Annotated in this window: 16 protein-coding genes; all 16 read right to left on the reverse strand. The window is 44.1% G+C overall.

Annotation, left to right across the window (positions count from 1 at the left end):
* Positions 1-58 precede the first annotated feature (58 nt).
* Positions 59-1,222 carry a D-alanyl-D-alanine carboxypeptidase family protein gene (locus AC0MXB_RS14170; protein WP_474040361.1) on the reverse strand — a complete coding sequence of 388 codons (1,164 nt, stop codon included), beginning with the start codon at positions 1,220-1,222 and terminating at the stop codon, positions 59-61.
* Positions 1,223-1,323: 101 nt separating this feature from the next.
* Positions 1,324-2,655, reverse strand: coding sequence for a thymidine phosphorylase (locus AC0MXB_RS14175; protein ID WP_474040362.1), 1,332 nt, complete (start codon positions 2,653-2,655; stop codon positions 1,324-1,326).
* Positions 2,652-3,839 carry a phosphopentomutase gene (locus AC0MXB_RS14180; protein WP_474040363.1) on the reverse strand — a complete coding sequence of 396 codons (1,188 nt, stop codon included), beginning with the start codon at positions 3,837-3,839 and terminating at the stop codon, positions 2,652-2,654. The genes AC0MXB_RS14175 and AC0MXB_RS14180 overlap by 4 nt, the downstream gene beginning before the upstream one ends.
* 17 nt (positions 3,840-3,856) lie before the next feature.
* Entirely contained in the window at positions 3,857-4,747 is an 891-nt protein-coding gene (gene xerD, locus AC0MXB_RS14185; RefSeq protein ID WP_474040364.1) for a site-specific tyrosine recombinase XerD, read from the reverse strand.
* A 120-nt stretch (positions 4,748-4,867) separates the two neighbouring features.
* A complete protein-coding gene (locus AC0MXB_RS14190) occupies positions 4,868-5,065 on the reverse strand; it encodes a hypothetical protein (RefSeq protein ID WP_474040365.1) in 198 nt (65 codons plus the stop codon).
* Positions 5,066-5,176: 111 nt separating this feature from the next.
* The gene (gene spoIIM, locus AC0MXB_RS14195; RefSeq protein ID WP_474040366.1) at positions 5,177-5,821 is read right to left on the reverse strand and encodes a stage II sporulation protein M; all 645 of its coding nucleotides are present in this window, start codon (positions 5,819-5,821) and stop codon (positions 5,177-5,179) included.
* Between the two features lie 70 nt (positions 5,822-5,891).
* Positions 5,892-7,094 carry a TIGR00375 family protein gene (locus AC0MXB_RS14200; protein WP_474040367.1) on the reverse strand — a complete coding sequence of 401 codons (1,203 nt, stop codon included), beginning with the start codon at positions 7,092-7,094 and terminating at the stop codon, positions 5,892-5,894.
* Positions 7,091-7,624: an NUDIX domain-containing protein gene (locus AC0MXB_RS14205; RefSeq protein WP_474040368.1), complete on the reverse strand. Its 534-nt coding sequence runs from the start codon at positions 7,622-7,624 to the stop codon at positions 7,091-7,093. The genes AC0MXB_RS14200 and AC0MXB_RS14205 overlap by 4 nt, the downstream gene beginning before the upstream one ends.
* Before the next feature lie 87 nt (positions 7,625-7,711).
* Positions 7,712-8,482: a sporulation transcription factor Spo0A gene (gene spo0A, locus AC0MXB_RS14210; protein ID WP_474040369.1), complete on the reverse strand. Its 771-nt coding sequence runs from the start codon at positions 8,480-8,482 to the stop codon at positions 7,712-7,714.
* A gap of 19 nt (positions 8,483-8,501) precedes the next feature.
* Positions 8,502-9,998, reverse strand: coding sequence for a SpoIVB peptidase (gene spoIVB / locus AC0MXB_RS14215; protein ID WP_474040370.1), 1,497 nt, complete (start codon positions 9,996-9,998; stop codon positions 8,502-8,504).
* Positions 9,999-10,103: 105 nt separating this feature from the next.
* The gene (gene recN / locus AC0MXB_RS14220; protein WP_474040371.1) at positions 10,104-11,819 is read right to left on the reverse strand and encodes a DNA repair protein RecN; all 1,716 of its coding nucleotides are present in this window, start codon (positions 11,817-11,819) and stop codon (positions 10,104-10,106) included.
* Positions 11,820-11,856: 37 nt separating this feature from the next.
* Positions 11,857-12,312 (reverse strand): arginine repressor, encoded by a 456-nt coding sequence (argR, locus tag AC0MXB_RS14225; protein ID WP_474040372.1) that lies wholly within the window; start codon positions 12,310-12,312, stop codon positions 11,857-11,859.
* On the reverse strand, positions 12,284-12,877 hold the full coding sequence (gene mnmM, locus AC0MXB_RS14230) for a tRNA 5-(aminomethyl)-2-thiouridylate-methyltransferase MnmM (RefSeq protein WP_474040373.1): 594 nt from the start codon (positions 12,875-12,877) through the stop codon (positions 12,284-12,286). Before mnmM ends, argR begins: the two co-directional genes overlap by 29 nt.
* Positions 12,867-13,727 carry an NAD(+)/NADH kinase gene (locus AC0MXB_RS14235; protein WP_474040374.1) on the reverse strand — a complete coding sequence of 287 codons (861 nt, stop codon included), beginning with the start codon at positions 13,725-13,727 and terminating at the stop codon, positions 12,867-12,869. Before AC0MXB_RS14235 ends, mnmM begins: the two co-directional genes overlap by 11 nt.
* On the reverse strand, positions 13,721-14,560 hold the full coding sequence (locus AC0MXB_RS14240; protein ID WP_474040375.1) for a TlyA family RNA methyltransferase: 840 nt from the start codon (positions 14,558-14,560) through the stop codon (positions 13,721-13,723). The genes AC0MXB_RS14235 and AC0MXB_RS14240 overlap by 7 nt, the downstream gene beginning before the upstream one ends.
* The gene (gene dxs / locus AC0MXB_RS14245) at positions 14,560-16,446 is read right to left on the reverse strand and encodes a 1-deoxy-D-xylulose-5-phosphate synthase (RefSeq protein WP_474040376.1); all 1,887 of its coding nucleotides are present in this window, start codon (positions 16,444-16,446) and stop codon (positions 14,560-14,562) included. The genes AC0MXB_RS14240 and dxs overlap by 1 nt, the downstream gene beginning before the upstream one ends.
* Between the last annotated feature and the right edge of the window lie 12 nt (positions 16,447-16,458).

The raw sequence follows: 16,458 nt of genomic DNA on the forward strand, positions 1-16,458 counted from the left end.
AAATTTTCCTGCCGCGATTTTTGTCCAAATAAAAAAAGCGGGCAAATTCCCGCTGTAATCATTCACTGGCAATCGCAAAAAAATGTGTAAATGTCTCTTGCAGTATTTGGATAAATCCCGCCTTTTCAATACTCTTTGCCGCAACTAAATCGACAGTTCCCGCTTCTTTTCCTTCCCTCATTACAGTAAGTTCACCTAATTTTTGCCCTTGCACAATAGGCGCTACCAAAGGCTCGGTAAGCTTCATTTGTTTTTGAATTACCTTGCTTTGTCCTTTTAAAAGCAGCAAATTTAAATCTTCGGCAGCTACCAAAGACAGCTCATGTTCTACCCCTTTACCGACCTTGACCTTCTCTAAAACAGCCCCTTTAGCAACAACAGGTAAGGTAATGTAATTAGAAAAGCCATAGTCAAGCAATTTCATACTTTCTTTTAAATGGGAGCGCGGTTCCGGCGCCGCAAAAACAACGGCAATCAATCGTAAATTTTGACGTTTGGCTGTACCGGCAAAACAATACTTCGCTTCTTCCGTCCAGCCTGTTTTTAAACCGTCGGCCCCATCATACCACCACAACAGCTTATTTGTATTTACAAGCCAGTTTTTTCCGCCGCGAAGCCAGTACTCTTTGATCCCTGATACTTGGAGATATAAAGGATATTTTACTGCTTCCTTAACAATCAATGCTGTATCGTAAGCACTCATATAATGATTCGCTACAGGCAAACCATTGACACTATTAAAATGGGTATTCGCAAGTCCCAATGCAGCAGCCCGTTCGTTCATGGCAGCAATCGCCGCTTCTTCGCTGCCATAAATATGCTCCATTAACGCAACAGCAGCGTCATTGGCGCTAACAACAGCAACCGCCGTAAGCAATTCATAAACAGACATTTTTTCGCCTTGCTCGAGCCAAATTTGTGATCCCCCTTGGCGAACAGCATGGGAACTTGCTGTCACTTGGTCGGTAAGTTGAATTTTCCCTTGGTCGACGGCTTCAACAGCAAGAAGCAGTGTCATCGTTTTGGTCACACTGGCTGGAGGCAAGGGCTTATGAGCATCTTTTTCAAATAAAATAGTTCCGTCAGCATCCATTAAAACAGCTGATTGCGCTGTAAGCGAAAGCGGTATATCCTTTGCTGTAGCAGCCTTGGCAACAGGAAAAAGTCCGGAAAAAAGCAGCAAAAAAACAGCAAAAACAATAAAACTTCTGCGCTTGACCATCTGTATAAGCTCCTTTCTTTAAACCACGCTTTATGCTTTAGGTTGTCCATAAAGTCAGGAGATACACAAAAAAATCGCTGGTAAAATAACCAGCGATTTTTTTATAAAGCGATTGGCTGAAAGCCTGTTTCGTCCACTAAGCCAAGCAAAAGCGGCTGCGGTTTCTGCGGAATTGGTTCAATCACAATCGCTTCTTTAACCTCATCAGCGGCTTGTAACGCCGCCGTTTCAGATTGTGTGTATAAACAAGCGATTTTTTGACCAGGCTCAACCAAATCGCCGACCTGTACCAACAAACGAATGCCCACAGCTAAGTCAATTGTTTGACCTTTATAGGCCCTGCCAGCGCCTAAACGCATTGCAATTTTTCCAAGTTTTTCCGCCGCCATTGTTTGAACAAATCCAGCTTCTTTAGCCAGCACCGTAAATGTATAGGGCGTATCATAAAGTTTATGTGGTTCTAGCAGAATCTGTTTATGGCCCCCTTGCGCCATAATCCATTCTTCAAATTTAGCTAGTGCCGCTCCCGATGCCAGCAATTCACTAAGTTTTTCTTGCGCAGCTTGCAGATTTTCAGCTTTTTCGGCAAGAAGCAGCATATAACTGCCTAAAATCAAAACCGCCTCCCGCAGCCGTCGCGACCCGCCGCCTTGCAGAATTTCAATGGCCTCCGCCACTTCCAGCCCGTTGCCAATAGCCGTACCTAGCGGCTGGTTCATATCAGTTAATAAAGCAATCGTCTTTTTACCTAATCGCTCGCCAATCTCTACCATCGTTTCAGCAAGTTCTCTAGCAGCGGCAAGATCTTTCATAAACGCACCTTGTCCCACTTTTACATCAAGCAAGATGCGATCAGCGCCGGAAGCAATTTTCTTACTCATAACGGAAGAAGCGATCAATGGAATGCTTTCTATTGTCCCAGTTACATCGCGTAGAGCGTAGATTTTTCCGTCAGCCGGAGCAATACTAGAGCTTTGACTCGTAAGCGCAATCCCAATTTTATGCAGCTGAGCTACAAAGTCAGCTTCGCTTAACGCGGTCGAAAAACCAGGAATCGCTTCTAGTTTATCAATTGTACCACCCGTAAAGCCTAAGCCTCTGCCACTCATTTTTGCTACAGGAACGCCAGCGGCAGCAACAAGCGGCGCCAAAATAAGCGTAACAGTATCGGCTACACCGCCAGTACTATGTTTATCAACCTTGATGCCTGGCACCAAACTTAAATCGAGCATTTGGCCGGACCGAGCCATGGCTAAGGTTAAAGCTGATGTTTCCTCGCGGGAAAGACCGCGAAAAAATACCGCCATAAGCCAAGCCGACAGCTGATAATCAGGAATCTTCCCGGCTGTAAACAGCTGAATCATTGCTTCGATATCTGCCCCTGTTAGGGGATCGCCATTACGAGTTTGTAAAATCTTCTCGACAAAATTCATGACTTTTTACTCCCTAAGAGCGATAAAAAACTGACACCTGGTACAGACGTTCTCAGCGAAAAGTTTTCAGCAATCGTCTGCCCTACATCAGCAAAGGAGGTACGAATTCCCAGAGAAAGACCTGTAAGCGTTGGGCTATAGGCCAAGATTGGCACGTATTCACGAGTATGATCTGATCCCGGCGCCGTAGGATCACAACCATGATCCGCCGTAATCAGCAGCAAATCGTCCGTTTTAAGAAGCGGCAAAAATACGGCTAATTCCTGATCAAATTGGGCCAAAGCTGCTTTATAGCCAGCGGGATCGCGCCGATGACCGTATTGGCTGTCAAAGTCAACGAGATTTGCCATAATATAGCAAGGTCCGGCTGTTTCACGCACTAATCGCCCTAGCTCTTCCATGCCATGTGAATTTGACTTTGTCGGATAAGACTGGCTAATCCCCCGGTGCGCAAAAATATCGCCGATCTTGCCTACGCCAATTACGGGAATATTTTGCTCCTGCAACAAATCCAAAACCGTTTTCCCCACAGGCTCTACACTATAATCGTGACGATTTGGCGTACGTACAAACTGGCCAGGCGAACCGATAAAGGGCCTGGCAATAATCCGCCCAACCTCGTTCTTACCTACACAAATTTCAGTTCGAATTTTGTGGCAAAATTCGTAAAGCTCCTCAAGGGGAATCACCGACTCATGAGCAGCGATTTGCAACACGCTATCGGCAGATGTATAAATTATGGGAAACCCTGTTTTCATATGCGCTTCCCCAAGTTCGGCAATAATTTCCGTACCTGAAGCCGCTTTATTCCCAAGAATTTTCCGACCAATAAGTGCTTCAATAGCAGCAATCATCTCTGCCGGGAAGCCATCAGGATACACGGGAAATTCTTTTTGTACGGGGCATCCCATGAGTTCCCAATGTCCGCTTGTTGTATCTTTCCCACGCGAGATCTCCTGCATTTTTCCATAACTGGCTAAGGGCTCTTGTTCAGGAGCTACGCCTTCTAATGCCACAATACAACCAAGCCCGAGACGTTCTAATGTCGGTAAAATTAGCCCGCCAGTTGAGCGAGCTATATGACCTAACGTATGTGCTTCTTGGTCGCCAAAACGAGCCGCATCGGGCGCTGCTCCGATTCCAACACTATCAAGAACAATTGTAATGATTCGTTCAAATTTCATGAAAGCCCCCCTTTAGTCTATGCCCTTGGATGCGTCTTATCGTAAACTTCTTTTAAATGATTTTTCGTAACATGCGTATAAATCTGCGTTGTCGAAATATCGGCGTGACCAAGCATTTCCTGTACACTACGCAGATCGGCGCCATTTTCCAATAAATGAGTCGCAAAAGAGTGTCGTAGTGTATGAGGCGTAATATCTTTTAAGATATGAGCCTCTTGCGCATATTTTTTTATAATCTTCCAAAAACCCTGGCGAGTTAACCGTTTGCCATGGTGATTTACAAACAAGGCAGGTTCTTCATAGCTGCGAACAAGCTTGAGTCTTCCTTTTTGGATATACTCCTGAACCGCCTTCGCAGCAATGGATCCCAGCGGAACAATTCTTTCTTTCGCGCCGGTGCCAAAACATTTAATATAGCCCATGTCCAAATTCACATCAGATATATTTAAAGAGATAAGTTCAGAAACACGAATACCTGTTGCGTAGAGCAGTTCTAGCATGGCCTTATCGCGCATTCCTGCTGGCAAAAAAGAATTGGGCTGTCGAAGCAGCTCTTCCACTTCTTTGATCGTTAGAATTTTCGGTAGTTTTTTCTCTAGTTTCGGTGCTTCTAACGTTGCGGCAGGATCTTTTTCCACATAATGTTCTCTAAGCAGATATTGATAAAATGATTTTATGGCAGCTAAATTACGTGAAATAGTGGAAACAGCCCGCCCCTTTCCTTGTAGGCTTTGCAAATAACCCATGATAATTGTCCGATCAGAGTCTTTCACCATATCCATGTCACTAGACTGTAAATAGCTTTGAAATTGCCGTAAGTCTCGTCCATAGGATTCTAAGGTATTAGGAGCCAGGCCTCGCTCAACGGCAAGGTAGTTAATGAACGAATTAACATAACTATCCATCATGATCACCCTTTTTTCTGCCCGTATTTAGCCTACCGCTTGACGCCTGTTTCAGGCTTCATTATTGGTTGTTTATTCCACGCCGCAATAAGGGATTCCTTTCTTTTCCTGTCGGATAAAGAATTATTTTTCGCTCTTTTGTAAACTGTCGGCAAAAACTGCGGACAAGGCATGAACACGCAAGGGCTTTTCCTGAATGGGCCGATCCGGTATCGTGCTGCTGGGAACACGGCTGTGCCAAAAAGTAAACAGCAAAAAAGCCAGCACGAAACCAAGAAAAAGTATCAAGACCAAGCAAGAAATTTTGCTTAACTTTCTCATGTCTGTTCCTCTTTTCCGGCAATTTTTACATAATGCCTGTTATATATCTATTCACTGCTACTTACCTTTATGCGCGAAAAAGGGACCCTCGCTTCGAACAGCGATAGCCCCTTAAGGTGTATGACCGACTAAAAAGCCAGCAGCAAGTTTCATAAATACAGGTGAAATATAAACTTCTACCGCGGCTGCTGTTATCATCAAGCACAGCATGACAAAACAAATAAAGCTGTAACTGACCGCTTCCGCCACAATACCGCGTTTGCCTTTACCGCGCCGCTTCAAAAGCATCCAGGAAAAGCTTGCCGCAGCTACGCCTGCCACTAGTACAGCAGGAACCGAAAAAATGCTATGGGGAATGACAGCGGCAAAAGCAAACAGCAGGCCGCGCATTACATACTCATTCACTAAAAAGCCCACAGTAAAACCAATAATAAACCCTCGCGTAAATACAAGAAAAATCACAAAAGGGATTCCCACTATGGTAAAGCCCAGAATCCACATAAATAAGACGACTTTACTTTGATTCCATAGGGCACTGCCAAAAAGCTCCAGTTTATTCACTTCTGTGCCTTGCGATAGCCCAGAAAAAAAGAGGTGCAAATAACCGGCTAGTTCGATTTTCTGTTCATCAGGCAATACTTTTACCGCAAGAGCCCCTACGACAATTCCCACAGAAAAAAATAAAACCATAAAGAAAAAGGCTACGATATGGTTTCGTAAAAACATCCGAATGCTGTATTGCAAGCTTTTGAGCATGTCCCGCCCCACCTCTTTTGCTATCACTCGTTTCAGTGTATGCAAAAGAAGGAGCTCTTAGACTTTTCTTTTAAGAATCACTAATAACCTTACCATAAAATCCACCGCCGCCAGCATTAATCGCCAACGAACCTTCCCTAGCCCCTAAAATGATCGTTGCTACTTTGTCTTTTACTACTGAGCTCAGTTCTTCATAGGAAGCTTCATGTAAGATATAAAATTCTGAAACAAAAGAATCTCGCAGCTTTTTCGCTGTCTTAGCGCCGATTCCGGGCAAAAAGTTAAGCGGAAGTTGATAATGATAAGGAGGTCGATGATCAGGATGACGCGGCTTACTGTAATCAGCGATTTGCTGAATCCGATCAAAAACGCCTCGCACCACTTTCAGGCTTTGGCAACGCCCACAGGCAAACTTGTTTGCTGCAAGACTTATAAACGTTTCATGATTGCCACAGTCTAAACAATGTGTCTTGTGATATTTACCAAGTCTTGGATCCAAACCGTAATTTTTTAAAATTCTGCGGCCATCGTGACGGAGTAATAATTTTTTATATTCCGAAAAACTAGGCTCAGCTAACAAAATCGTATTACTTTCCCGACCAATCCGGTCAAGTGAATGGGCATCAGAATTACTTAACAGTGTAAAATCAGCTAACTCGCCAATACAATCAGCCAACAGGCTATCAGCACTCAACCCGATTTCAGCACCAGCAATTTTACTACGCTGTGTATCTGTAAGGATCTTTTCCATTCGGCTTGCTGTCGCCCCATACAAGCTCTTAAAGGGCGTGAAAATATGAGCAGGAACAATGATCGCTTCATGCTCTGACGCAAGATCCACTAGCCGTCCAAGGGTCATATGAGCATTTTGCGAGCTCATATTCACATTTTTTATAAAAGCGCTTAAATGCTTCGTCAGCGCCGCAATAGCCATACGATCCGGTAAATATAACAGCGTATGACAGACACCGCCGCCGACTTCTGTCGTTTCTACTTCAGCTCCAAGAATCAGATAAACGGGATTTTTTTTCCCTTGATAGATATACCCGCCTGCCGCTAAAGGCGTTAGCAGCCCTTCCGCTTCCAGACAGGCTAAATCTGACTGAACCAGCGGCGACAGGGCATCAATAATACCGAGAAAATCAATTCCCTTGTACGCTGCTTCCTCTAAAATATTGCGAACAGTCAATTTCGCGGACGTTGGAATCTTAATCCAGCGTCCGCTTTCACTCATCCCAACATGGATATGAAAATCAGCCTGAAACTGTCTCATCGCAATAAGCTTTCCGCTAGCATAATTCCTGTAATGCTTTTTGCATCACAAATTTCGCCGGAACGAATCATTGCCTGTACTTGTTCGCGCGAATATTCCTCTACATTTAAAAATTCATCACTGTCAAGCTGCTGCTTGGTCTTCATCAATTCCTGAGCTAAATAAATATGAATGATTTCATTGGAAAAACCCGGTGCTGTATAGATCGCTGTCAACTTTGTTAAAGTTCCCGCTTGAAAACCTGTTTCTTCTTCCAATTCTCGCCGCGCACAAACTTCCGGGCTTTCCCCTTGATCTAACTTACCTGCTGGAATTTCTAATAATACAGTCTGTACTGGATAGCGGTACTGGCGCACTAGTACCAGCTTCCCTGCTTTCGTAACTGGCACAATCGCCGCGGCGCCAGGATGAAGCACTACGTCGCGTTTTGTCTTGCGTCCATTTGGTAATTCGATCTGATCCTGACAAACCGTAATAATCGATCCAGAAAAAACCTGTTCACTCAAAAGCATTGTTTCTTTTAATTCCATCCTAATCACCTCATAGTAAATCGCAGAAAAAGCCGTGAACATTCACGGCTTTTTTCGACTCTTTTATGTAGCTTTATAAGTTTACTTTTAAGCTCGCATTTCCATTCTTAGTTTGTCAGCAATCATCGCCATAAATTCAGAATTGGTTGGCTTGCCTTTTTCCAATTTTACGGTATAGCCAAACAAGCGGTTAATCATATCAATATTACCGCGGCTCCATGCTACTTCAATGGCATGACGAATCGCTCTTTCTACACGCGACGGCGTTGTCGAATACTTTTCGGCAATCATCGGATAGAGCACCTTGGTCACAGCGCCAAGCAACTCCATTTCATTAATGATCATCATAATAGCATCACGTAGATACTGATAGCCTTTAATGTGAGCCGGAATTCCAATTTCACGAATAATGTTCGTTACTTCCACATCAATCGGTCGAGCTTTAATGGCCTGAGCTACCACTGGACGCTGCGAAGTCAACGTTGTCGCCAGCTGGCGAATACGGCTGACGAGTACGTCCATATTAAACGGCTTGAGTACATAATAGTCAGCGCCAAGTTCAACAACGCGCTGGGTAATCCCTTCCTGTCCGAAAGCTGTCAACATAATGATTTTAGGCCGTTTTCCCCCGCGGGAATTTAATTGTTCTAACACACCAATTCCGTCAAGATGAGGCATAATAATATCAAGAATAACCACATCAGGACTCTGTTCATCAATTACCTTTAAAATTTCTTCACCATTGTAGGCTACGCCTACCAATTCAATATCCGCCTGATTCTGCAAAAATTCTTCCATAATACCGGCAAACTCCCGATTATCATCGGCAATCGCTACTTTGATGGATTCTTTGATCATGGTACAGCCTCCCTGAATATTAATCTATAAGATCGATTCGACAAGCGAAAGCAATTCCCTTCCTAAATTGGAAAAAAAATACACATTTACTAGAAAATGATATATTAGGGACATTATTTGATCTTTTGCTCTCATTGTACACTAAAATAGGTCGATAGAAAAGAGAGCAGTGAGAAACTCTTGTAAAGAGTTGACTCACTGCTCTCTCTTTTTGCTTCGGCAAGATCCCGCTTTCCATAAGCATCCAGTCAATAAAGCATCCATATCCCTTCGTTGGGTCATGGACAAACACATGAGTTACAGCACCAACTAGCTTGCCTTGCTGAATAATGGGGCTACCGCTCATTCCCTGTACTATCCCACCGGTCTTTGCTAAAAGCCTCGGATCAGTAATTTGAATCACCAGACCTTTTCCTTCAGGCACTTCTTGCAGATTGACTTTTTGAATTTCAATAGAAAACCGTTCAATCGTTTGTCCGTCAACAACAGTTAAAATTTCAGCAGGCCCTGTTTGAACCTGATTCATGGATGCTACAGGTAAAGCTTCCGTATACAGATCATTGTCTAGTGGTTCGGCCAATTCACCGCTAATACCAAAATTAGTATTCTTTTGAATATCGCCAAGCAATTTATTTTCTTCCAGAAAAACGCCGATTTTTTCGCCTGGCTGTCCCCGTTTTCCTTGCTGAATTCCGGAAACTACGGCAGAAACAATTTTCCCCTGCTCACAATCAATCGCCTGATTTGTATCACTATCGGTAATTACATGGCCTAAAGCGCCATATATTTTAGACTCTGGGTCATAATAAGTCAAAGTACCGACGCCGGCCGCACTGTCGCGCACAAATAGCCCGAGACGATAGCGTTGCGTTTCCGAACAAAACAGCGGTCGCATGGCCAGAGACAACTTTGTTTCGCCGCGTTTAACCAATAAATCGAGTAAAATTTTTTCTTTGCCAGCGCGATCAATCATTTCAGATAACTGTGTATCACTTTCGATCGGCGTTCCATTGACAGCTAACACTACGTCACCAACTAACAAGCCTGCTTCTCGCGCCGGATTTAAAGCTTTTTCTTCCTCGCCTAAAATGGGCGAATAGCCGACTACAATCACGCCCTGTGAATGAAGCACAACACCGATAGAATGCCCGCCAGGCACCAATTTTAAGGTAGGCAGTACATCGACATGCACGGTGCGCACTGGAATCAAGCCAAATAAATTAAACTGGATTGTCGTCGTACCTAGCGAAACAGTTTTTAGGCGCACAGGATGAGACCAACTATCAGACGTAGTATTCATATTATCTTTTACAATAATACTCTGTTCGCGATTTTCCTGTGGGGCGACAACAACAGACAAAGGAAAAAAAACGGTAAAAGAAGTCTCTTCCCCTTGTAGAATATGAATATCTTGCGGCAATTTATAGAGAGTTTGAAAAGGTGATGAAACGCAGACAAGACAAATAAAAAAAATACACAAGCAAGCCATAAACACCCGAAAGGAATTTTTCGACAATGGCCCCCCTCCCTCACAAAATCTTTTAAAAGGTCATGTTTAAAACATGCCCGAAAAAGATTGAGAATATTCCGGAGGGTATTGCCATAAAAAAAACGCAAACCATTATGGTTGCGTTTTAGCAAGTAAATTTTCCTTTTTTCGTTTTGCTCGCTGCAGCATTTGCCTAGCATTATCCATGGCTGATTCGGTAAGCTCCGTCCCGACGAGCATACGACTTAATTCTAATATTCTAGATGGTTCATCAAGCAAACGAATCGATGTAACCGTCCTGTCTTGTTCTACATTTTTTTCAATAAATAACTGTTCATCCGCTACAGCGGCAATTTGCGGCAAATGAGTAATACATAGCACCTGTTTATAGGTAGCAATCTGCGCAATTTTTTCCGCTACAGCTTGTCCGGTCTGACCGCCAATCCCACTGTCCACTTCATCAAAAACCATCGTCGGCACTTTATCGCGTCGCGCAGAAACCGTCTTAATGGCTAAAGCCAGCCGCGAAAGTTCGCCGCCTGAAGCTACTTTAAAGAGCGGCATCGGTATTTCGCCGCGATTGGCTGAAAAGAGAAATACAACTTCATTTTTACCTGTAGGTGTAAAATCAGCCATTTCGGTAACTTCCGCTAAAAAAAGTCCGTCAGGCATACTCAAACTCTGTAAATGCTCCGTTATATTTTCGCTAAGCTCTGTCGCGGCGACCAAACGTAGCTGCTGTAAACCATCAGCCTGCTGCGCTAATTTTCCCTCTAGGTTTTGCAACTCTTTAGCGAGTTTTTCAATATGTTCATCAAAGTTTTCCATATAATCTAACTCTGATGCAATCTTTTCGCCATAGGCTATAACTTCGTCTACTGTAGCGCCATACTTCTTCTTCAGCTTATAAAGTAAATCCATGCGGCTTTGTAATTCATCAAGGCGCTTGGGGCTAAATTCAAAGGACTCCTGGTAATCGCGCAACTTAAAAGCAACTTCTTCTAACTGATAAACCATGTCGGCAATGGCAGCACTTTTCTCTTGGAAGGCTTCATCGTAACGGCTTAAAAATTCCAGGTGCTTTTTCAGCTCCGTCAGGGCTGGAGTCAAAGCTGGCCGTTTCGCTTGATCTTGCTGCAACAACGAGTAAGCGCTAACAGCCGCTTGTGAAATCTTCTCCATATTGGCTAACCGAGAAATTTCTTTTTCTAGCGTTTCTTCCTCGCCGCCAACAAGCTTAGCGCCCTGAATTTCTTTAAGCTGCCAAGAAAGCATATCAAAGCGCTGCTCTCTTTGCCGCGACTGCATCTTAATTGCAGCGATTTCCTTCTTTTTTGCCTGCCATGCCTGATAGATTTCTTGATATAACGGCAAGGCTTGACGAATTTCCTTACTCGATTCATCAAGAATTTCAATATATTTTTCCGGCTTTAATAACGCCTGATTTTCATGTTGACCATGCATATCAACAAGAATAGCGCCAATTTTTTTCAGAAGCTGAAGCGTAATGTGAGAATTATTCAAAGTAATTACATTTTTTCCTGCCTGATTAAGTCGCCGAGTCAGAATCAAAGTGCCTTCATTCCAATCAAGGCCTTGTTCTTGTAATAAATTTTCTAATTCTGGCAAAGATTGATCCATAAAAAATAAAGCTTCTACACGAAAAAAATCAGTACCATAGCGAATAAATTCGGTAGACGCACGCGCTCCGAGAACAATATTAAAAGCATCGATCAAAATCGATTTTCCAGCGCCAGTTTCGCCTGTCAACACATTCAGACCGGCAGAAAACTCAATAACCGCCTGTTCAATCAAAGCAAAGTTCGTTACACTTAAGGACTTTAGCATGGTTCTCCTCCCTTACCTAAGCAAGGTGCTGCAACTTCTAACCCCGACGAAAGGCTTCAAATTTCGCGATTACCTTTTCGACAGCATCTTTGGGCTTTACAATGACAAAAATCGTATCATCGCCAGCTACAGTCCCTAGGACTTCCGGCCAGCGAACATAGTCGATATTGTAGGCGACAGATTGAGCCGTTCCAGGCATAGTCCGCAGCACAATAATGTTTTCGCTAAAATCAATGGATGTAATAGAATCTTGAAACACCCTAGCCATGCGAGACTGGGAAAAAGGAGTATTCTGTTCAGCCGGAAAGGCGTAGCGATAATGGCCGTCGCCTGTAGGCACTTTAATTAGCATTAATTCTTTGATGTCGCGAGACACAGTAGCCTGGGTGACTTCAATCCCATCACGTTTTAGGGCTTCCGCCAGGTCCTCCTGCGTTTCAATGATGTGACGGTCAACGATATCTTTAATCTTCGCGTGTCGCAACCCTTTCACAACGTTCACTCCTTGTTTTTTCAACTAAATATAGTAATGGCGGTTGATGAATCTGATTCAGCATCTGCCAAATACCGGTATAATAATCTGTCTGCGGCAAAGAACTTAAAAATTCTTTTAGCGCTATTGCTTCATTTTGGCCTTCTTCATGGCCGGGATACGCTACAAGTGCAATCATTCCGCCAGGCTGCAGCAACGGTAAAATTCTTTCTACTGCCTGTAACGTAGTTGCTGCCTTGGTAGTAAGTTCATGACCGCCTTTCGGCAAATAACCAAGATTAAACAAAGCGATATCAATAGACTCTACATACTGGTCAATTCTTTCATGGCTATCCAGTAAAATAGTAACCTTATGATCAAGACCTGCTGCTATCAGTCGTTCCTTCGTAGCACTAACTGCTTGCGCTTGAATATCAAAAGCATAAATTTTAGCTGTATCAGGCGAATGCTGCGCTAAAAACAAGGTATCCCAACCGTTGCCGCAGGTCGCATCAACGAGGCAAGTAGCTGCTGCTACTCTTTCCTTTAATATGTGCTGAACAAACATCACGGCATTACGAATCACAACTATCGCCTCGACATAACTTGTTTCGTAAAATATCAAAATAACTCTTATCATGAAAGCGAATAAAGCGCGCTTGATCATCAGCCCGACGGATCACTACCTGCGAATTTCCCTCTAGCGGAAACAAATTCTGTCCATCGGCGCTAAGTACAACATCAGCGCTTGTTTCTTCCAGAGAAATTCGAATCACATCGTCACCTGACACAATTAATGAGCGGGAATACAACGTATGAGAGCAAATCGGCGTAATGACCATAATATTTAAATTTGGCTCCACAAAAGGTCCGCCAGCGGAAAGTGAATAGGCTGTCGCTCCTGTTGGCGTAGAAATAATCAAGCCATCCGCCGGATAAGTAGCCGTATAGACATCATTTACAAACAAGTTCAAGCGAATGATCCGCGAATAGCCGCTTTTCGTTACAACAATATCATTTAAGGCGATCGCTTGGCTGCAGCCTGACTTATTTTCTACCGCAGCTTGCAGCATCAGTCGCTCTTCGACGCGATATTGCCCTGATAGTAAAGACTCCAAAGCCGCTTCTACTTCATTGAGTTCTACTTCGGTTAAAAAACCAAGTTTTCCCAAATTCACACCACAAACAGGTATTTTTTGCGGCGCAATCGTTCTAGCAACATTCATGAACGTTCCGTCGCCGCCTAAGGTCAGAACAATATCAACGTCCTTTAAACCTACAGGGCTGCAGTTTAGGGTAGGAAAATCCATGATTTCTCCAGCTTCAGCTGGAACAACAACACGAATCGATCGTTCCTTCAGATACGCAGCAATCCTTGCGGCAACTGCTTCAGCCTGCGCCTTTTTTATATTAGGAAATAAACCAAGTGTCAGCAAGGCGCCTCCTCCGTTCGTTCCGTAAGATTTCCATGAGCCTCCGCCACAAGACCTTCAATACGACTCTGATCAAAAACCATTTCGTCAACTGACTTATCTGTCTGTTTTTTTAGATAAAGCAGATATTCAATATTGCCCTCAGGTCCCTTAATGGGCGAAAAAGTAAGTCCGGCAATTATAAATTCTAGATGATCTGCCAAATTGATAATTTTTGCAATTACTTCAATATGAACAAGCGGGTCACGCACAACGCCTTTCTTGCCCACCTTCTCCCGGCCTGCTTCAAATTGAGGCTTAATTAGCGCTACAAGTTCACCGCCTTCGCTAAGCAGCTCCTTAGCCACAGGCAGCACTTTATCAAGTGAAATAAAAGCAACATCAATGGAAATGAAATCAATTGATTCGCCAATCTGGTCTGGCGTTACATGACGGATATTCGTCCGTTCCATATTAACCACGCGTTCGTCAGTCCGTAGCGACCAAGCTAGCTGACCATAGCCTACATCAATGGCGAAAACCTTGCGAGCGCCTTGCTGCAATGCACAATCCGTAAAGCCGCCCGTCGAAGCGCCAATATCAATCATCGTTTTCCCCGCCAACGACAGCGAGAAAAACTGGACTGCCTTAGCTAACTTTAAGCCGCCGCGGCTCACAAAAGGAATATCATGCCCTTTTAATTCAATCGCCGCTTCCGGCGCTATTAACGTTCCGGCCTTATCAATTTTCTGTCCAGCGACGAAAACCTTTCCAGCCATGATCGCGCTGCGAGCTCGTTCGCGGCTTGCCACAAGACCTTTTTTGACTAACAATTGATCAAGACGTTCTTTTGCCATTACTTCACACCCTGTTTTCCCAAATAAGCTCGTACCGTAGCCGCAATGCTCTCACTGTCGAGACCGTATTTTGCCAACAAGATACTGCGAGCGCCATGCTCAATGAACTGATCAGGCAGGCCAATTCGCAAAACCTTGGTCCATTGGAACTGCTCTTCGTTGATATACTCGAGAACAGCTGATCCAAAGCCACCTGACAAAACATTTTCTTCAACAGTAACAATCAAGCCGACTTCACGCGCCGCTTTTCGAATTGCTTTATAATCAAGAGGTTTAATAAACCGCATATTCACCACAGAAGCGCTAATCTCCTGCTTTGCCAAGATTTCAGCCGCTTCTAGACAAGGCTTAACCATCGTTCCTACCGTTAAAAAAGCCACCTGTGTCCCTATTTTTAATTCTTCCGCACAGGCTGTTTCCAGACTATGCACTTCTTCGGTCATGGCAGCGCCAACACCAGCGCCGCGAGGATAACGGATCGCTACAGGCCCCTTGAGTTCAAAAGCGGTCTTTAACATATGCCGTAGCTCATTCTCATCTTTTGGCGCCATGATCGTTATATTGGGCATATGGCGCAAAAAAGACAGATCAAACGTGCCATGGTGAGTTGGACCATCTTCGCCGACAAGGCCAGCGCGATCAATCGCCAAAACAACAGGCAGATTCTGCAAACAAAGATCGTGCAGTACTTGATCGTAACCACGCTGTAAAAAAGTCGAATAAAGCGCCACAACAGGCTTCAAGCCTTCTGTAGCCATACCGCCAGCTAGTGTCAAAGCATGCTGTTCGGCAATTCCCACATCGAAAAACCTTGTAGGAAAGCGACTGCTGAATTTCCGAAGTCCCGTTCCTTCCGGCATAGCTGCCGTAATTGCCACAATGGACGGATCTTTTTCCGCTAGCTCAATCAGCGTATCGCCAAAAACACTTGTATAGCTTTTCGGCCCTGGCTTTGATTGTATTTCGCCTGTAGCAACAGAAAAAGGCCCTACGCCATGAAATTTGTCAGGGCTTGTTTCAGCTGGTAAATAGCCTTTACCTTTTTGTGTCAGTACATGAATCAGCACAGGACCTTTGATCTTTTTACTTTGCTGGAAAGTCTCCACAAGTGAGTGAAAATTATGACCGTCAATCGGTCCCATATAGGTAAAGCCCAGCTCTTCAAACCACATGCCAGGAACGACAAGATATTTTACACTGTCCTTCACCCGTTCCACCGTGTTAGCCACCTTATCACCAATCGACGGGATTGCCCGCAAAAGCGATTCTACATCATGCTTCACTTTAGCATAGGCCGGCATCGAGCGAAGCCCCGTAAGATAGTCTGACATTGCTCCGACATTTTTGGCTATAGACATTTCATTATCATTTAGGATTACAGTAAGTGACGTTTTGGAATTTCCGGCATTATTAATTGCCTCATAGGCCATACCGCCCGTAAGCGAACCATCGCCAATCACAGCAACTACAGAGTTTTTCTCTGCTTTTAAATCGCGGGCCAAAGCAATTCCCAGCGCAGCTGATATAGACGTACTGGAATGACCCGTTCCGTAAATATCGTGATTGCTTTCAGAACGCTTAGGAAACCCGCTCATACCGCCGTAAGTCCTTAGTGTTGTAAAGGCTTCCTTTCGCCCTGTGAGAATTTTATGGACATAGCTCTGATGCCCCACATCCCAGACAATTTTATCGTCGGGACTATTATATACTTTATGAAGCGCTAAAGTCAGCTCGACAACCCCTAAATTAGGCGCCAAATGGCCGCCCGTCTCGGCAATCGTCGTGACAAGCAATGTACGAATTTCCTTCGCGAGCAGTTCAATTTCAGCGAAAGATAACTTTTTTATATCCTGTGGCTGGTTGATCGTCTCTAAAATTCGGTTCAACCTTTTTCCCCT

This window comes from Pelorhabdus sp. sgz311001 (genome assembly GCF_055901755.1).